At 62.4% G+C, this 16,947-nt stretch carries 18 protein-coding genes and 1 tRNA gene; 9 read left to right on the top strand and 10 right to left on the bottom strand.

The features are described from left to right. Positions 1 to 94: 94 nt before the first annotated feature. Positions 95 to 490: a hypothetical protein gene (locus P9230_RS14645; protein ID WP_278119653.1), complete on the top strand. Its 396-nt coding sequence runs from the start codon at positions 95 to 97 to the stop codon at positions 488 to 490. 65 nt (positions 491 to 555) lie between these two features. Here P9230_RS14645 and P9230_RS14640 read toward each other — a convergent pair whose 3' ends face one another. The 3 genes from P9230_RS14640 to P9230_RS14630 form a co-directional block, all read right to left on the bottom strand. Continuing rightward, the gene (locus P9230_RS14640; RefSeq protein WP_127247169.1) at positions 556 to 738 is read right to left on the bottom strand and encodes a hypothetical protein; all 183 of its coding nucleotides are present in this window, start codon (positions 736 to 738) and stop codon (positions 556 to 558) included. Between the two features lie 202 nt (positions 739 to 940). After that, positions 941 to 1,543: a hypothetical protein gene (locus tag P9230_RS14635; RefSeq protein ID WP_067002074.1), complete on the bottom strand. Its 603-nt coding sequence runs from the start codon at positions 1,541 to 1,543 to the stop codon at positions 941 to 943. 20 nt (positions 1,544 to 1,563) lie between these two features. Beyond that, positions 1,564 to 2,322 (bottom strand): DUF4142 domain-containing protein, encoded by a 759-nt coding sequence (locus tag P9230_RS14630; protein WP_095828391.1) that lies wholly within the window; start codon positions 2,320 to 2,322, stop codon positions 1,564 to 1,566. A gap of 415 nt (positions 2,323 to 2,737) precedes the next feature. On the opposite strand from P9230_RS14630, the gene P9230_RS14625 reads away from it, so the two are divergent. Further along, positions 2,738 to 3,190: a YidB family protein gene (locus P9230_RS14625; protein WP_067319306.1), complete on the top strand. Its 453-nt coding sequence runs from the start codon at positions 2,738 to 2,740 to the stop codon at positions 3,188 to 3,190. 611 nt (positions 3,191 to 3,801) lie between these two features. Then, a complete protein-coding gene (locus P9230_RS14620) occupies positions 3,802 to 4,089 on the top strand; it encodes a hypothetical protein (RefSeq protein ID WP_245307357.1) in 288 nt (95 codons plus the stop codon). 358 nt (positions 4,090 to 4,447) lie between these two features. Here the strand turns inward: P9230_RS14620 and P9230_RS14615 are convergent, their stop codons facing one another. From P9230_RS14615 to P9230_RS14600, 4 genes are all read right to left on the bottom strand, one after another. After that, positions 4,448 to 4,930, bottom strand: a complete 483-nt coding sequence (locus P9230_RS14615) for a pyridoxamine 5'-phosphate oxidase family protein (protein ID WP_127215032.1) — start codon at positions 4,928 to 4,930, stop codon at positions 4,448 to 4,450. A 156-nt stretch (positions 4,931 to 5,086) separates the two neighbouring features. Then, a tRNA-Glu gene (locus P9230_RS14610) sits at positions 5,087 to 5,161 on the bottom strand. Between the two features lie 85 nt (positions 5,162 to 5,246). Next, a complete protein-coding gene (locus P9230_RS14605) occupies positions 5,247 to 5,660 on the bottom strand; it encodes a VOC family protein (protein ID WP_067002062.1) in 414 nt (137 codons plus the stop codon). After that, on the bottom strand, positions 5,657 to 6,040 hold the full coding sequence (locus P9230_RS14600) for a fimbrial protein (protein WP_067002059.1): 384 nt from the start codon (positions 6,038 to 6,040) through the stop codon (positions 5,657 to 5,659). The genes P9230_RS14605 and P9230_RS14600 overlap by 4 nt, the downstream gene beginning before the upstream one ends. A 114-nt stretch (positions 6,041 to 6,154) precedes the next feature. Between P9230_RS14600 and P9230_RS14595 the strand changes: the two genes are divergently transcribed. Together P9230_RS14595 and rpoH are read left to right on the top strand one after the other, a co-directional pair. Continuing rightward, complete coding sequence (locus P9230_RS14595) at positions 6,155 to 7,147, top strand: RluA family pseudouridine synthase (protein WP_278119649.1); 993 nt, start codon at positions 6,155 to 6,157, stop codon at positions 7,145 to 7,147. Between the two features lie 210 nt (positions 7,148 to 7,357). Further along, complete coding sequence (gene rpoH / locus P9230_RS14590) at positions 7,358 to 8,269, top strand: RNA polymerase sigma factor RpoH (protein ID WP_067002056.1); 912 nt, start codon at positions 7,358 to 7,360, stop codon at positions 8,267 to 8,269. 276 nt (positions 8,270 to 8,545) lie between these two features. Here rpoH and P9230_RS14585 read toward each other — a convergent pair whose 3' ends face one another. The 3 genes from P9230_RS14585 to P9230_RS14575 form a co-directional block, all read right to left on the bottom strand. Continuing rightward, positions 8,546 to 9,205 (bottom strand): peroxiredoxin, encoded by a 660-nt coding sequence (locus tag P9230_RS14585; RefSeq protein WP_067319311.1) that lies wholly within the window; start codon positions 9,203 to 9,205, stop codon positions 8,546 to 8,548. 190 nt (positions 9,206 to 9,395) lie between these two features. Beyond that, positions 9,396 to 9,761 carry a cell division protein ZapA gene (locus P9230_RS14580; RefSeq protein ID WP_067002048.1) on the bottom strand — a complete coding sequence of 122 codons (366 nt, stop codon included), beginning with the start codon at positions 9,759 to 9,761 and terminating at the stop codon, positions 9,396 to 9,398. Between the two features lie 4 nt (positions 9,762 to 9,765). Next, entirely contained in the window at positions 9,766 to 10,038 is a 273-nt protein-coding gene (locus P9230_RS14575; RefSeq protein ID WP_040973690.1) for a DUF4164 domain-containing protein, read from the bottom strand. 260 nt (positions 10,039 to 10,298) lie between these two features. On the opposite strand from P9230_RS14575, the gene tkt reads away from it, so the two are divergent. The 4 genes from tkt (at position 10,299) to P9230_RS14555 (ending at position 16,866) form a co-directional block, all read left to right on the top strand. Next, a complete protein-coding gene (gene tkt / locus P9230_RS14570; protein ID WP_278119647.1) occupies positions 10,299 to 12,290 on the top strand; it encodes a transketolase in 1,992 nt (663 codons plus the stop codon). A 208-nt stretch (positions 12,291 to 12,498) separates the two neighbouring features. Continuing rightward, positions 12,499 to 13,509: a type I glyceraldehyde-3-phosphate dehydrogenase gene (gene gap, locus P9230_RS14565; RefSeq protein ID WP_278119644.1), complete on the top strand. Its 1,011-nt coding sequence runs from the start codon at positions 12,499 to 12,501 to the stop codon at positions 13,507 to 13,509. Between the two features lie 168 nt (positions 13,510 to 13,677). Continuing rightward, complete coding sequence (locus P9230_RS14560; protein WP_067319317.1) at positions 13,678 to 15,567, top strand: potassium/proton antiporter; 1,890 nt, start codon at positions 13,678 to 13,680, stop codon at positions 15,565 to 15,567. 102 nt (positions 15,568 to 15,669) lie between these two features. Next, on the top strand, positions 15,670 to 16,866 hold the full coding sequence (locus P9230_RS14555; protein WP_095824045.1) for a phosphoglycerate kinase: 1,197 nt from the start codon (positions 15,670 to 15,672) through the stop codon (positions 16,864 to 16,866). Positions 16,867 to 16,947: the final 81 nt, after the last annotated feature.

Below are 16,947 nucleotides of genomic sequence, written 5' to 3'. Positions count from 1 at the left end.
CAAGGAGGATGCGCAAGGCTCTGCTGCACCATGATCGAGGGCCGGCCGGGCCAGCGGAACCGCCTGCCCGACACCGCCGTTTACAACCATGGCCTTGGCCGACGACATCCAAATGGCGGAACGCCATGCTCTGCAGGCCGAGCAGCACATCAAGCGCCAGCGCGCGCGCATCGCTGCGCTAAAGCGCCGTCGGTGGCCGCGAGGCAAGGCGTCCAGCTTTCTGCAGTTGCTTGAAGACGCCCAATCGATCCACCTGAATCAGCTGTCGCTGTTGTTGGAGAGGGCGTCTCGTGAACGGACCCGAGCCGGCATTTTAGACTTGGCCGCTTGGTTCAGTGTCGGCAGCCTGCGGAAGCCTTATTTGTGGACCGTCCTTGAGGGCGCCCGAAATGGCGCCACCGCTACGCTTTCACGTCGCCGATCAGCGAAGCTTCTCAGCGATAGCGGCGACACTCACGCCGTCCTCGCGCCGCATGGCTCCTCATGGTAGCCCGCTCTCGGGTGTTACTACCCGCAGCGCGGACACTCTCTCAATCTACCTTCGAAGAAGAAGCACTACTCCGACTTCGCCGGGGTTTGTTTCTTGATTTCCGTCGATGTTGACGTGTCGGACTTGTCAACACTCGCCGTCTGCTGCGCGTCGACTGAGGCTTGATCCTTCGCGTGTGCCGGGCAATTGGCTGATGCTGCAGAGACGGACAGGCCCAGCGCTAAGATCGTTCCGAGGAAGGCTTTCATCATCATCCTCCTTTTGGCAAGTGACATAGCGTAACCCGCGCGTTGCGCGCCGCAAAATCACTTTTCACTCCCCGCATCACAGCTGGCTCGCGCGTCGAGGCCGCAGAGAACTTTATTGAGCGGATAGTTGCTCCGGGCATGGAGGCGCTGTCTACGCGCCAGAGCGTGAAGCCCCCAAGCCCTTCGCGTGGGGGCGATATGGTCAAACGCGATTTGCGTAGCGCGCCCGATCGCGTTCGATCTCGTCGGCGGTGTAGTTTTCGGCGCCAGCGTCAAAACTCGTCCAACCGTCCGCTTCGTAGGCACTGCGGCGATCTTCCAAGTTCACCGATCTTGATTGACCGAGGATGCTCTCGGCTTCGCCGGCCAACGCGTCGCTAACCTTGGCCGTGACCAACGTCCCGCCGCGGCGCACACCTTCGGCGTAGACATGAGCATCCCTTTCCGGGACCCCGGAGTCGGTAAGGGCTCCGACGATGCCACCGGCAGCCCCGCCGACAACTGCGCCTCCCAATGCGCCTGCAGCGGTAGCGGCGAGCCACCCTGCGGCGACAACAGGGCCCACGCCTGGGATAGCCATGATCCCTAGCCCCGTCAGCAACCCGCCGGCGCCGCCAATGAGGGCACCCACACCGGCACCGCCAGCCGCATCTTCGGCGGCATTCGAGCGATCATCTTGGTACCAGCCGGTCGAATTATTGGCGACGATGCTGATGTCGGAATGCGGAACGCCGATTGCTTCGAGTTCACCGACGGCATCGGAAGCGTCGTCATAATTGTCAAATAGTCCGGTCACGGTTCTCATGGTTGAACTCCAATCCGTTCTCAGTTGCTGCCGGCAACGACGTTGCCTTGATAATCGAGCGCCACGGTTGTCTTCTTTCCGTCCTTGGTGGCCTGACCGCGCCAGATGCCTTGATCGTCCTTGGTTAGCGCTGAGACATCCGAGAAGCCGGCATCCTGGATCCGGCTCTTGGCCTGGTCTTCGGTGAAGCTATTGGCGCCTGGCACCGGAGCAGCCGGATTTTTTGTGTCGGTCGTGGTGACGGCGGGAGTTGTCGAACTCGTCGTCGTGCCGGTCTCATCGTCCATGGTGGAAGCGATCTTCTCGATCATTTCCTTATGCATTTTGAGTGTGGGCAAGGTCTCCGAAGCGAACGCCTTGAGCTGGGGATTGTCGCCATCCTTGGCGTAGTTCTCGAACAGCTCCACGGCATCCGCGTGCGCATCACGCTGCATCTGCACATAGGTCTTTTCGACCGGATCCTTGCCGTTCTGAAGGGCGTCGAGGTCGCTCTTGTGCTTGGCATCCGTCTCGGCGGGCACTTTGAGCTTCTGCTCGCCGGCAATCGTTTCGAGTTTTGCATTGGCCGCCCCATGATCGTCGATCATCTTTTGGGCGAAGTCTTTGACCGCCTGATCCTGGGCTTTGGCTTGGGCGATCTTACTCGACTCGACCTCGAACATGCCCCCATTGGCAGCCTTGTCGACGAACCCCTGGGCATCGTCGGCGGCAAGGACAGGCACTGCAAATGTGATGGCGGCGGCTGTGGTCAGCGCAACCAGTAGATGGCGATTTTTCATGGAGAAGTTCCTAGTTGGGCAGATGTGCTGCAAACCCAACAAGCGTCCGACACCTTTGTTCCGAGCGCGGTTTGATTTAGCGAGGAGTACCGGCATTCTTTTCACTAGGACCCGGCTGCCGGTTTTCGGTCCCGCCACGCTCCTGAACAAAAGCCAATAGGTATCGCGGCCAGCAGGATTCTTTCAGTATGGCTTGTCGCCAGTGGCAAGCAGGTTGAAGGGGGTGCCACCGGAGATTTTTGCGGCCTTCCGAGCGGCCTTCGTCCAGGACTTTATGCGTCTAAATCAAGCGGCTCGTGATCCAGCCTGTTGATTGCAAGATGACCTCGCTTGCTGGCCTCTCGGCAAACTTTTCACGTTAGACGGAACCTTTGTGATCACCGGCTCTTCCCTTGTAATTGCTGGGAGGCAATCAATGGCAAACCTGGGAAGACTGGCTGTCGCCATATTGGGCATTCTCGCCTACCAAAATCGCGACAAGATCGGAGAGCTGCTCCGTGGCGCGGGAAATCGCGATCCAAACAGTCTGCAGGGAGGGATCTTGGATCAGCTGTCCAAAGGCGTATCGGGGACGGCGCTTGGGGATATTGTCGACCGCTTCAGAAATGCGGGAGCCGGTTCCAAGGTGGATTCTTGGGTTAGTAGCGGACCCAACCAGCCGATCGAGCCGAAAGAGGTCGAGGCGGCAATAGACGACGAAACGCTCGCTTCTCTTTCAATGCAGACCGGCTTGTCCCGCGATGAGCTGATAGCCAGGATAACCAGGGACTTGCCCGAGGCGGTCAACAAGCTGACGCCCAATGGCGAACTGCCACCCGCGGGGCCCGACGATGTCACCCTGCTCGATCCGGTGCCACCACAGCGTTGATGGCGCGGCAAGGTCACACTCCAAGTCCGTCAGCGTTTGCGAAAAGCCTGTCTTGAGAAGCGCGAGGACTTGCAACGGTCATGGCGCAACTCATCCCGCTTTCGCAGGTGAGCGGTTTGCCGCTTCCGTTTGGGAGCGTGCTGACTATGAGCGGTCAATCCCATCAGGGGTGTAGCCGCAGAGCCAACCAAAGGTCCCTCGCTTGCGCTCATTAATCGCGACGGCGTTTATTAGCTACGCCTAAAGTTCTGATGTCAGCCGTCGAAAGGTGGCGCATAGTACAGACTTGCCCCTTGCCCACATGGGGTAAAAGGCCCGGCCTGTCTGCCCTAGGTCCCCCGATATGCCACAGGCCGGGCGCCCCCATCTTTAGGCTGCACTGTTCCGCGCCGCCTTTTTCAGCAAGCGCGATAGATGCACGTCGTGAAGCTCCTGAACGCTTTGAAGAAGTTCGGAATTCAAGCGCCTTGGTGGTGGGCAATTCGAGGCGTTGTAGTTCGGCTGGGAAACAAAGAAGCGTTAGCCTGCATGGTGGAGGCCACTGAACAGGCGGGGGCTAATCCGTCTTTGCGCCTACGGCAGATAGATGAGCCGCTTCTCCAATCGATACGATGAATCCCATCATTGCCCGATGCTACTTTGAGGAGGCAACCGGTTTTGCAGCCCTGGCAGCTAGTAGGCTTGAGGGGTTGGATATGAGCAGAACGACTCTCGTTGCGATTGCTTTCCTCGTCATCAGCATCGGCCCGACCGAAGCCAATGGCCATAAAGTTTTGCCGGTTTGCACCGCGTCGAGCTCACTGTCCGAGGTCTTGCATGGCAAGTGTTTTCTCGTCAAAGGCTCGATGATCTATGGCGACATCGCCGATCTTTCCCAGATAATCCAATTGGGATGGTAGCCAAGGCCGAATCGGTGCCTAGACGCTATCGCATGACTGAGCCACGCCGTTTCTTACCGGGAAATAGCGCAGCGCCTTCCTCTCCTGGGACAGCGGGGAAACAGGGGCTTCAAAGCCCAGGGGCAAAAAAGCGCCGCTCCGATAATGTCGAGTATAACGCCAGGCGCGCCAGTGGCGGATTCGTGCGCCTATCTTCCATCCCGGCGCGTAACGCATTGCCGCCGCAAACTGGCGCGGTTCATTCTGGTCGCGAGCCCATGGAGTGGATGCGTGGTTGCATTCCAGGCTGGAGGCCTTTGCCGCATCAACCGAGAATCAAGCAGAAATTACGCGGCCGACAGCCTGTCGCGACCGGCCCCTAAAGGTCGACCTTGGCGACATTATCCTTGTATTCCTGCTTCGGGTCATATCCGAGCAGCATCTTGATGCCCGAAACCACGCTCGACGCATCGAGCCAGATTTCGGCTCGGTCCGGATCGAAGCGCAACAGCGTGAGTTTCGGATCGTCTTTGCCGCCCTCGAACCAGGCTTCGACATAGGGGCTCCAGAGCCGATCGATCACAGCCCGATCATTGTCGACGCGAAGCTTGCCCTGCACCGTTGCGAAGAGGTCATGTCCCTTGGAGACGAACGTGGCCGTTGCCTGGTCGCCGCCGGAAAGGCCCATCGGAAGCTCCGTATCTTTCGCCGTGAAAAACCAGATCGGACCGGTATCGTCCTTCTCCAGTTGTGCCGTCATGGGCCGAGGGATGATGTTGGAGCCGTCGAGGCCGATCATCATCGTCATGTCAGATTTCAGTGCTTTCCAGAATTTCGCTTCGAGCTCAGCGGGTGTCGGCATGTCTCATCCTTTCACTGAAAGAAAGGCAAACGGCCGACGGTGCTGTGTGTTCCTTCGCGCGAGTTCACACCCCGCGACGGACGACTTGCCTGGCCAAGGGTTCTCGATCGCTATTCGACGCGTCGTCGTTCAAAGCAGCGAAATTATTGGAATCTTTGGTACGCCCAAGGGGAATCGAACCCCTGTTCCCGCCGTGAGAGGGCGGTGTCCTGACCGCTAGACGATGGGCGCGCTCAAGAACCGGCTACATAGGATGAAGGCCGGAAAAAAGCAACTGGGGTTTCGGACTGTTCGCGGACTTTGCGGACTGCCCTCGTCAACCCTGCCGTTTCGGCTCGATCAGATCCCAGAGATTGCCGTAGAGATCGGCAAACACCGCCACCGTGCCATAGGGCTCGAAGCGCGGCGCCTCGCGGAATTCGACGCCCCTGCCAAGCATCGCCTGATGGTCGCGGGCGAAGTCGTCCGTTTCGAGAAAAAGAAACACCCGGCCGCCGGTCTGGTCACCGATGCGGCTTGCCTGCCTCTCGCCGGAGGCCGCCGCCAAGAGCAGCCGCGCGCCCTGCCTGTTTGCCGGCGTGACCGTCACCCAGCGCTTGCCGCCGCCGAGGTCGACATCCTCGCTCAGCACGAAGCCAAGCCGCTCGACATACCAGGCTATCGCCTCGTCATAGTTTTCGACGACGAGCGCCACGGTCGCAATGCTGCGGTTATCGGCAAAGCCGCTCATTTGTTGCGAATCGCGAACTGGCCGATCACGCGGCGCTCGGCAATGTCGTAGAGAAAGATGGAACGGCTGCCGTCGGCGAGCTCGGCATCGATCGACAGGCGGTTGCCGGACAGTGCCTGGCTGACGACCTTGGCGCCGACCGGCAGCACGATATCGCCGGAGAGGGGCGCGCCGGCCGGAGCCTGGACATCGCCGGCATGCACCGATCCGGCGCCGGGCGCATTGCGGGCTTTGTAGACAAGGGCTCCGATCACCACCATAAGGGCGAGGAACAGAAGACCGAGATTGACGATCATGAAGCGGATGAGCTTCCGGCGCACTTTTTCGGCCGCAGGGTCGAGCGGCTTCTCCTCATCTTCTTCGGCGATCGGCCGGGCCATGACTAAACAATCCGCAACGGTTTCGATGAGCGCTCATAGCGAAGAGACCTCGATTTTGATAGGGCCCCGATTTTGAGACAGGATGAATTGCCGGGCGATGAGTTGGATGGAGCGGTGGAGCTGGAAGCCGGTGCCGATGCCGCAGGCAAGCGCCTCGACCAGTGGCTCACCGCCCAGCTCGGCCCGGAGATCTCACGCAGCCGCGTGCAGGCCCTCATCAAGCAGGGTGCGGTTACGATCGCCGGCAAGCCGCTCGAGGAGGCAAAGCGCAAGATGGCGCCGGGCGAGCGTGTCGCGGTCATCATGCCGGAGCCGGAGCCTGCCGAGCCACAAGGCGAGGCCATTCCTCTCGACATCCTTTACGAGGACGACGAGCTGATCGTCGTCAACAAGCCGGCGGGGCTGGTTGTGCATCCCGGCGCCGGCAACTGGACCGGCACACTGGTCAACGCGCTGATCCATCATTGCGGCGACAGTCTTTCCGGCATCGGCGGCGTCAAGCGACCGGGCATCGTCCACCGGCTGGACAAGGAAACCAGCGGCGTCATGGTGGTGGCCAAGACCGACCGCGCCCACAAGGCACTGTCTGAGGCCTTCGCCGATCATGGCCGGACGGGCGACCTCGAACGCGCCTATCTGGCGCTGGTCTGGGGCATTCCGCAGCGGCCGACCGGCACCGTCGAGGCCGCGCTCGGCCGCGCCGCCGATCGGGTACGGCGCGCGGTGGTTCCCGAAGACCGGGACGACGCCCGGCATGCCGTTACCCATTTCACCGTCGTCGAGCGTTTCGGCGGGCGGCAGAAGGAATTCACCACCGCAAGTCTGATCGAATGCCGCCTCGAGACCGGCCGGACGCACCAGATCAGGGTGCATATGGCGCATATCGGTCATCCCGTGGTCGGCGATCCGGAGTACGGCCAGGCCTTCCGCACGAAGGCCAACCGGCTGCCGGAACCGCTGAAAGGCGAGGTCAAGGCATTTTCCAGACAGGCGCTCCATGCCTGGCTCCTTGAATTCCGACACCCGACTTCCCATCTGCCGATGCGGTTCGAGGCGCCGATGCCGAGGGACATGGAGGAACTTGTCGGCGGCTTTCGAATGCTCTGAACTGCCATCAAGACGCTTCAAACCAGCCATCAAAAAACCTGACTGGCGTTGTTCACTTCAGCGTGACACACTGTTTCGTGTTGAACAAATGCCTGTCCTTTCTGGTTTTGTTCCTATATACAGCAGTTGCCGCGAGTGAGCCGATTGGCATTCGCGTCACATGCCCGCCGCGTTACGGGGGCATCACTCCAATAGAGAGGGGGCGCTATCATGGCCCAGTCACTACCCAGTATCGTTTCCGGTGAAGGCGGTCTCGCCCGCTACCTGGAAGAAATCCGTCGCTTTCCGATGCTTCAGCCCCAGGAAGAGTACATGCTCGCCAAGCGTTATGCCGAGCATCAGGACACTTCCGCCGCGCACAAGCTCGTCACCAGCCATTTGCGGCTCGTCGCCAAGATCGCCATGGGCTATCGCGGCTACGGCCTGCCGATCGGCGAGGTGATCTCGGAAGGCAATGTCGGCCTCATGCAGGCTGTCAAGAAATTCGAACCGGAGCGCGGCTTCCGGCTCGCCACCTACGCTATGTGGTGGATCAAGGCCTCGATCCAGGAATACATCCTGCGCTCGTGGAGCCTGGTCAAGATGGGCACCACCGCCAACCAGAAGCGCCTGTTCTTCAACCTGCGCAAGGTGAAGGGCCGGATCCAGGCGCTCGACGACGGCGACCTCAAGCCCGACCAGATTGCCGAGATCGCCACGCGTCTCAACGTTTCCGAGGCCGAAGTGGTGTCGATGAACCGTCGCCTGTCGGGCGACGCTTCGCTCAACGCCCCGATCAGGGCGAGCGAAGGTGAGTCCGGTGAATGGCAGGACTGGCTGGTCGACGATCACGAAAGCCAGGAAGAGATGCTGATCGAGCAGGACGAGCTGGAAAACCGGCGCTCGATGCTGTCGGGCGCGCTGTCGGTGCTCAACGACCGCGAGCGGCGCATCTTCGAGGCGCGTCGTCTGGCCGAAGAGCCGCTGACGCTGGAAGAGTTGTCGGCCGAGTTCGACATCAGCCGCGAGCGCGTGCGCCAGATCGAGGTGCGCGCCTTCGAGAAGGTGCAGGACGCGGTCAAGGCCGCGGCCAAGCGTCAAAATCAGGCGCTGCGCACCATCGAAGCGCAGCCGGCGGCGTAAAAGCTCGAGGCATTACGCTAAGACAAAACGGCGGCGCCGGGATCTGGCGCCGCCGTTTTTATTTGGCCCTACAACGCCCGCGATTGGCGAAAGCTGTGGTTCGCCCCTTTCTCCCCGTCACTATACGGGGAGAAATGTCCGGCAGGACAATAAGGGGCAGCGCCGAGATTACGAGCTTATCACGTCAGGACAACGTCCGTTGACGCGGTAATCACCGAACGCCGCGCCGCCCCTCATTCGCCTTCGGGCACCTTCTCCCCGTGGCACGGGGAAAGCTCACGCTGAAGGCTGCTTGGTCTTGCGCAGATACGGCAACACCGTCTCGTAGGCGCCGAAGCGCTTGATCGCGTCCTCGTTGGAGACGGCGGCGGTGATGATCACGTCCTCGCCCTGCTTCCAGTTTGCCGGCGTCGCCACCTGGTGCTTGGCCGTCAGCTGGATGGAATCGATGACGCGCAGGATCTCATCGAAGTTGCGGCCGGTGGTCATCGGATAGGTCAGCACCAGCTTGATCTTCTTGTCCGGGCCGATGACGTAGACCGAGCGCACCGTGGCGTTGTCGGCCGGCGTGCGCCCTTCAGAGCTCTCGCCGGCGCCCGCCGGCAGCATCTCGTAAAGCTTGGCGACGGCGAGATCCTTGTCGCCGATCAGCGGATAGTTCACCGTCTGGCCGGTAGCTGTCTTAATGTCGGCCTGCCATTTGTCGTGGCTCGACACCGGATCGACGGAAATGCCGATGATCTTGACGTTTCGCTTTTTGAATTCGCCCTCGAGCCCGGCCATCGTGCCGAGCTCGGTCGTGCAAACCGGCGTGAAGTTCTTCGGATGGCTGAAGAGCACTGCCCAGCCGTCACCGATCCATTGATGGAAATTGATCGTCCCTTGCGTAGTCTCGGCCGTGAAATCCGGCGCGATATCGTTGATACGAAGGCTCATCGCGTGCTCCCTACCCTGTGACATGGCGCCGGCCTGGGCTAACCCCATCGGCGCGTGTCAGCTTCTATACCGCCGGAAGGAACGGTTCAAAAGGCTTGTGTCTGCAAGCGTGATCGGAACGATGGAAAAATTTCTGCTTTTCCTGGAAAAGACAGCAGAATTTCCATAGCGGACGCAGGGGATTGGCGGCTTAAGCCTTCTTCACCGCCAGCGTCGTCGCAAGGTCTTCCATGCGCTGCGCAAGTGCCGCGAGCGCGGTCGTCAGCACGCTGTCGCTCTTGTCGGCCTTGGTCAGCGCCTCGTCGCGCGTCTTGCGCAGCGTCAGCACCTCGCTCTCCATGCCCTTGACCCGCTTGTTGAGCTCCGAAAGCTCATCCATCACCATGATGCCGGCCATGACGGTCAGCCGCTGGTCGCCGATCTCGCCGAACGAATCCTTCAAATGCATGACATACCGGTCGAAGCGCTCGGCGAGGTCGATCAGATGCTCTTCTTGGCCCTCGTCGCAAGCCATCCGGTACTGCTTGCCGTCGATGGAAACGGTGACCTGTGCCATTGGCTTACCTGTCCAGTACCGCGCGAATGGTTTCCATGGCGGTCACCAGCCGGCGCGACACTTCCTTGTTGGCATCTTCCAGCCGTTCGGCGCGGGCCTCGGAATTGTCGAGCTCCTGCGCCAGCCGCGAGCGGTCGGCGTTCATGCGCTGCACCTCGGCCTCGGCCTCGGAATAGTCGCGCTCATGCTCGAGCCGCGCCGCCACGGCGTTTTCCAGTCCCTCCATGGCTTTGCCGAGCCTGGCGATGACTTCCTTGAGGGTCGTTTCCCCGGTCATGGCCTTCGTCCTATGCCCTGCCCGTCACCGAATCGCTCGCGTTCAGAACGCGTTATCTCGGAAAGATTAGGCGCCGGGTGAAGCGCGCGTCAATAAAGCTCTCGCGACTGTCCCCCGCTAACGCTAATGTAGCGTCGCCGCCGCCTTCACAAGGCCGGCAAAAAAGCACCGATTTGTTGACTCAAAGGCCGCGCCTGCTATGTGTCGCGCACCCTTTCCACGGGCTCTCCCAAAGCTCCAACCCCTATTCCGGAGGAAGCATGACCTCGCGTGAACAACATGATCGGATGGCCAATGCGATCCGTTTTCTTTCCATGGACGCCGTCGAGAAGGCCAATTCCGGCCACCCCGGCCTGCCCATGGGCTGCGCCGACATCGCTACGGTGCTGTTCACCCGCTTCCTGAAATTCGACGCCAAGGCCCCGCACTGGGCAGACCGCGACCGTTTCATCCTGTCGGCCGGCCACGGCTCGATGCTGCTCTATTCGCTCCTGTACCTCACCGGCTACGAGGACATGACGATCGACCAGATTAAGAATTTCCGCCAACTCGGATCTAGGACCGCCGGCCATCCCGAATACGGCCATGCCGCCGGCATCGAGACCACCACCGGTCCGCTCGGCCAGGGCCTCGCCAACTCGGTCGGCTTCGCGCTCGGCGAGCGCATCATGAATGCCGCCTTCGGCAACGACCTTGTCGACCACTACACCTATGTGCTGGCCGGTGACGGCTGCTTGATGGAAGGCGTCTCCCAGGAAGCCATCGCGCTCGCGGGCCATCTCAAGCTCAACAAGCTGATCGTCTTCTGGGACAACAACAACATCTCGATCGACGGCCCGGTCTCGCTCGCCGACAACACCGACCAGGTCGCCCGCTTCCAGGCCAGCGGCTGGAACGCCAGCCACATCGACGGCACCGATCCGGAAGCCATCGCCTATGCCATCGAAGCCGCCCGCCATTCCGACAAGCCGACGATGGTCGCCTGCAAGACGACCATCGGCTTCGGCGCCCCGACCAAGGCCGGCACCAACAAGGCGCATGGCTCGCCGCTCGGCGCCGACGAAATCGCCGGCGCCCGCAAATTCTTCAACTGGGAATCGCCGCCCTTCGAGATTCCGGCCGACATCCTCGACGCCTGGCGCGGCGTCGGCACCGCCGGCGCCAAGGCGCGCGCCGATTGGGAAGGCCGCCTTGCCAAGGCCGACGCCAAGCTGAAGGGCGAATTCGAGCGCCGCCTCGCCGGCAAGCTGCCGGACAATTTCGACGCCGTCATCACCGAGTACAAGAAGAAGCTCTCGGCCGACAAGCCGAAGGTGGCCACCCGTAAGTCCTCGGAAATGGCGCTGGAAGTGATCAACGGCGCTGTTCCCGAAACCATCGGCGGCTCGGCCGACCTCACCGGCTCCAACAACACCAAGACCAGCCAGACCAAGAACATCACTCCGGACGACTACGGCCAGCGCTATGTTCATTACGGCATCCGCGAGCACGGCATGGCGGCGGCCATCAACGGGTTGACGCTGCATGGCGGCCTGATCGCCTATGGCGGCACCTTCTTGTGTTTCTCCGACTATGCCCGGCCCTCGATGCGCCTTGCCTCGCTGATGGGCATCCGCTCGATCTTCGTCATGACCCATGACTCGATCGGCCTCGGCGAGGACGGCCCGACCCACCAGCCGGTCGAGCATCTGGCCGCACTGCGCGCCATTCCGAACCACAACGTCTTCCGCCCGGCCGACGCGGTCGAGACGGCGGAATGTTGGCAGCTGGCGTTGGAGTCCGAAAAGACGCCTTCGACGCTCGCGCTGACCCGCCAGAACCTGCCGACCGTGCGCAGCGAACACAGCGAGAAGAACCTCAGCGCCTCGGGCGCTTATGAGCTTGCCGCGGCAAACGGCGAGGCGGCCGTGACGATCTTCGCCACGGGCTCGGAGGTCGAGGTCGCCCTCGGCGCCCGCGAGTTGCTCGAAAAACACGGCCATCCGACCCGCGTCGTATCGGTGCCCTGCTTCGAGCTGTTCGACCAGCAGGACGAGGACTATCGCAGGAAGACCATCGGCAACGCCAAGGTGAAGGTCGGTATCGAGGCCGGCATCCGGCAGGGCTGGGACCACCTGATCGGTATCGACGGCATCTTCGTCGGCATGACCGGCTTCGGCGCCTCCGGCTCGATCGAGCAGCTCTATCCGCATTTCGGCATCACCGCCGAGGCCGCGGCGAAGGCCGTGGAGGCGCGCCTGCACGGCAAGTGAGCCATCGCATGTCGCTCAAAAGCGCGCAGCGATCTCGAGCGGCATGCATAAAAAGCAACGCCCCGTCCGGCGAAGCCCATTCAAAGGATGTCGCCGGACTTGACCAACCTAATCGATTTAAATTCCGGCTTCTGCGGCTGGATTCTTTGCACGCCCGCCGCTATGAAGCAGCGGACCCATCCACTTTCCAGTCCCCAGGGAGAGAAACATGACCGTCAGAGTTGCCATCAACGGATTTGGCCGCATCGGCCGCAACATCCTGCGCGCCATTCATGAATCCGGCCGCAAGGACATCGATGTCGTCGCCGTCAACGACCTCGGGCCGGTAGAGACCAACGCGCATCTGCTCCGCTACGACAGCGTGCATGGCCGCTTCCCGCATGAAGTGACGGTCGACGGCGACCAGATCTCCGTCGGCAAGGAGAAGTTCAAGGTCACCGCCATCAAGGATCCGACCCAGCTGCCCTGGAAAGATCTCGGCATCGACATCGCGCTCGAATGCACCGGTATCTTTACCGCGCGCGACAAGGCTGCCGCGCATCTGACCGCCGGCGCCAAGCGCGTCATCGTCTCGGCCCCGGCCGAAGGCGCCGATCTCACGGTCGTCTACGGCATCAACCACGACAAGCTGACCAAGGACCACGTCATCATCTCCAACGCGTCCTGCACCACCAACTGCCTGGCCCCGCTTGCCGCCGTGCTGCACGAGACCGTCGGCATCGAGAAGGGCATGATGACGACAATCCATTCCTACACCGGCGACCAGCCGACGCTGGACACCATGCACAAGGACCTTTACCGGGCCCGCGCCGCGGCGCTGTCGCAGATCCCGACCTCCACCGGTGCCGCCAAGGCGATCGGTCTGGTGCTGCCCGACCTCAAGGGCAAGCTCGACGGCATCTCCATCCGCGTGCCGACCCCGAACGTCTCGGTCGTCGATTTCAAATTCATCGCCAAGCGCTCGACCACCGCGCAGGAGATCAACGAAGCGCTGATCGCCGCCTCCAAGGGCAAGCTGAAGGGCGTGCTCTCGGTCACCCATCACCCGAACGTCTCGATCGATTTCAACCACGATCCGCACTCCTCGATCGCGGCGCTCGACCAGACCAAGGTCATGGACGGCAACTTCGTCTCGGTACTCTCCTGGTACGACAACGAATGGGGCTTCTCGAACCGCATGGGCGACACGGCTGTCGCCTTCGGCAAGACCATCGCCTGACCTCAGGCTTCCTTTTTGATCGTGTGAAACGCCCGGCTTCGGCCGGGCGTTTTTCGTTCGACGCAGCGGCATGGGGCAAAAAAGCCACGCTGCCGCCTTGCAGTGGTCATGTCTTCGCCCCACTCTGCCGTAAAGCGGGAGGGACGCGGATTTGAGGGGCAATTCCGGATGGAGCATGCGATCTATCTCGTGACGCTGGTCGGCACAGCGCTTGTTGTCGCCGCCGCCTTTTCGAGCCTGATCGCCTTTCGCTTCGGCGCACCCCTGCTGCTCCTCTTCCTCTGCATTGGCCTTGCCACCGGCGTCGACGGCCTTGGCATCGAATTCGACAATGCGCGGCTGGCTTATTTCGCCGGCTCGTTGGCTTTGGCCATTATCCTGTTCGATTCCGGTTTCGGCACGCCGCTCAACGCCTTGCGCCAGGCGGCCGGGCCGGCGCTGTCGCTGGCCACCGTCGGCGTCCTCCTGACCACCGGCATCTTCGGCGTCGCCGCCTACTACCTCCTCAATCTCAGCTGGCTGGAATCCTCGCTGCTCGGCGCCGCCGTCGCTTCGACCGACGCAGCGGCGGTGTTCTTCCTACTGCGCGCCGGGGAGATCCATTTGCGCGAGCGCGTCCGCTCGACGCTCGAGGTTGAATCCGGCACCAATGATCCGATCGCCATCTTCCTCACCATCTCTTTGGTCGAGATCATCGCCGCGCATGCCAACCCCGAGGCAAACGTTCTCGCCACCAGTTTGGTGATCGGCTTCGTCATCAACATGGGACTCGGCGCCATCATCGGCGTGCTCGGCGGCTTGGCGATCGTGCGCCTCGTCGAGCGACTGAACCTCGACCATGGCCTGCTGCCGATCTTCGTGCTGACGCTGTCGCTGATGGTGTTCGCCGCGGCCGGCGCCGTCGGCGGCTCGGGCTTCCTTGCGGTGTATCTCGCCGGCCTCGTCGCCGGCAATTCCGACATTCGCGCCGTCACCATCCTGAAGCGCTTCCAGGACGGCATGTCGTGGCTCGCGCAGATCATCATGTTTTTGATCCTCGGCCTGTTTGCCACGCCCTCGCAGTTCCCTGCGATCCTGCTGCCGGCGATCCTGCTCGGGCTGTTCCTGATCTTCGTGGCGCGGCCCTTGGCCGTCTGGCTCTGCCTGATGCCGTTCCGCCTGCCGCGTCCGGAGGTCGCTTTCGTCTCTTGGGTTGGGTTGCGCGGCGCCGTTTCGATCCTGCTTGCCATCACGCCACTGCTCGGCGGCCTCGCCAACGGTCGCCTCATCTTCAATGTCGCCTTCATCATCGTGCTGGTCTCGCTGGTGGTGCAGGGCTGGACCGTCGGTCCGCTGGCGCGCCGCCTCGGCCTCATCGTGCCGGCAAGGCTTGGACCGCTCGACAAGGTCGAGCTCGAGCTGCCGGGCTCGGCTCACCACGAGCTGCTCGCCTATCGCGTCGCTCCCGGTAGTCCGGTGGCGCGCGGCGAACGCATCCCGCGCTGGGCGAGGCCTTCGCTGGTGCTGCGCGATGGCCGCTCCATGCGGTTCCAGGACATGGGCCGGCTCGCCGCCGGCGATCAGGTCTACATCTTCGTGCCGGACCGCTATCCGCGCTTGCTCGACAAGCTCTTCGCCAGCCGCGCCGTCGTCGACCCCGAGGATGCCGATTTCTTTGGCGCCTTTGCCGTCGATCCGGCCCGCTCCGCCGCCGAGCTCGAAGCCGCCTATGGGCCCGGCCTCACCGAGGCCGAACAGAAGCTCACCGTCGCGGCGCTGGTCACCGAGCGGCTCGGCGGCCAGGCCGAATATGCCGACCGCGTGATGATCGGCCCGATCGAGCTGATCGTACGCGATGTCGACGAGAAGGGCCGGATCACCGGGCTTGGCCTGTCCTTCGAGCCGACCGCGCCGGTGGCGCGCGTGCCGGTTTTCCTGAGCGCCGGCGAGATCGCCGACCGCATCGCCGCCTTTATCCGCGGCTGGCGCAAACCAGCGCCAAGCAAGGTTCCTCAAAGCGAGCCGGACGAAATGACGACGTCCAAGCCCATAGCGCCAAAATCAGCCAGCGAGAGCTGACGTCACACAACGACATCATTTTTGCACGCGCTGTGCGGCCCAGGCCTTGCATCGTGCCCGGTGGCGGGTAAGGTCGCCGCGTTTTTGGCGGAAAGGACGACCATGGCCGGCTTCAAGACACTCGACGATATCGGCGCCGTTGGCGGCAAGCGCATCCTGGTGCGCGTCGACCTCAACGTTCCCGTCGCCGACGGCAAGGTGACGGACGCCACCCGCATCGAGCGCATCGCGCCGACCATTTCCGAGCTCTCCGGCAAAGGCGCCAGGGTGATACTGCTCGCGCATTTCGGTCGTCCGAAGGACGGCCCGTCGGCCGAATTCTCGCTGGAGCCGATCGCTCGCGCCACGGCGGAAGTGCTCGGCCGCCCGGTCGGCTTCGCCTCCGACTGCATCGGCGACAAGGCCGCCGACGCGGTTGCCGCCATGAAGGATGGCGACGTCCTGCTTTTGGAAAACACCCGCTTCCACAAGGCCGAGGAGAAGAACGATCAGGCCTTCACCGAAAAGCTCGCCGCCAATGGCGACATCTACGTCAACGACGCCTTTTCCGCCGCGCACCGCGCGCATGCGTCGACCGAAGGCCTGGCGCACCGCCTGCCGGCCTATGCCGGCCGCACCATGCAGGCCGAGCTCGACGCGTTGGAACAAGGTCTCGGCAATCCGGTGCGGCCCGTCGTGGCCATCGTCGGCGGCGCCAAGGTCTCGACCAAGATCGATCTTTTGATGAACCTGGTGAAGAAGGTCGACGCGCTGGTAATCGGCGGCGGCATGGCCAACACCTTCCTCGCCGCGCGGGGTACCGATGTCGGCAAATCGCTCTGCGAGCATGACCTGGCCTCCACCGCCAAGCAGATCATGATCGAGGCGGCCGAAGCCGGCTGCGCCATCATTCTGCCCGCCGACGGCGTCGTGGCGAAGGAATTCAAGGCGGGTGCCGCCAGCCAGACCGTCGCCATCTCCGACGTGCCCGCAGACGGCATGATCCTCGATGTCGGCGAGAAAACCGTGAAGAGCGTCGCCGATTGGATCGACCGCGCTGCCACGCTGGTCTGGAACGGCCCGCTCGGTGCATTCGAGATCGAACCCTTCGACCGCGCCACGGTGGCTGCGGCAAAGCATGCGGCAGCCCGCACAAAGGAAGGCAAGCTGGTTTCGGTCGCCGGCGGCGGCGACACGGTGGCCGCGCTCAACCATGCCGGCGTCGCCGACGATTTCACCTATGTCTCGACCGCCGGCGGCGCCTTCCTCGAATGGATGGAAGGCAAGCCGCTGCCGGGCGTCGAGGTGCTGAAGCGCTGAGTCATTCAAGACTTTCCGAGCGGACGCAGCTATCGAGACTTTCAATCGATTCGAGCTTTTCGGCGTCATTCCTTTGGCGGT

Source organism: Mesorhizobium sp. WSM4887 (assembly GCF_029625865.1).
GTDB lineage: Bacteria > Pseudomonadota > Alphaproteobacteria > Rhizobiales > Rhizobiaceae > Mesorhizobium.
This window is presented reverse-complemented; position numbering and strand designations above follow the sequence as displayed.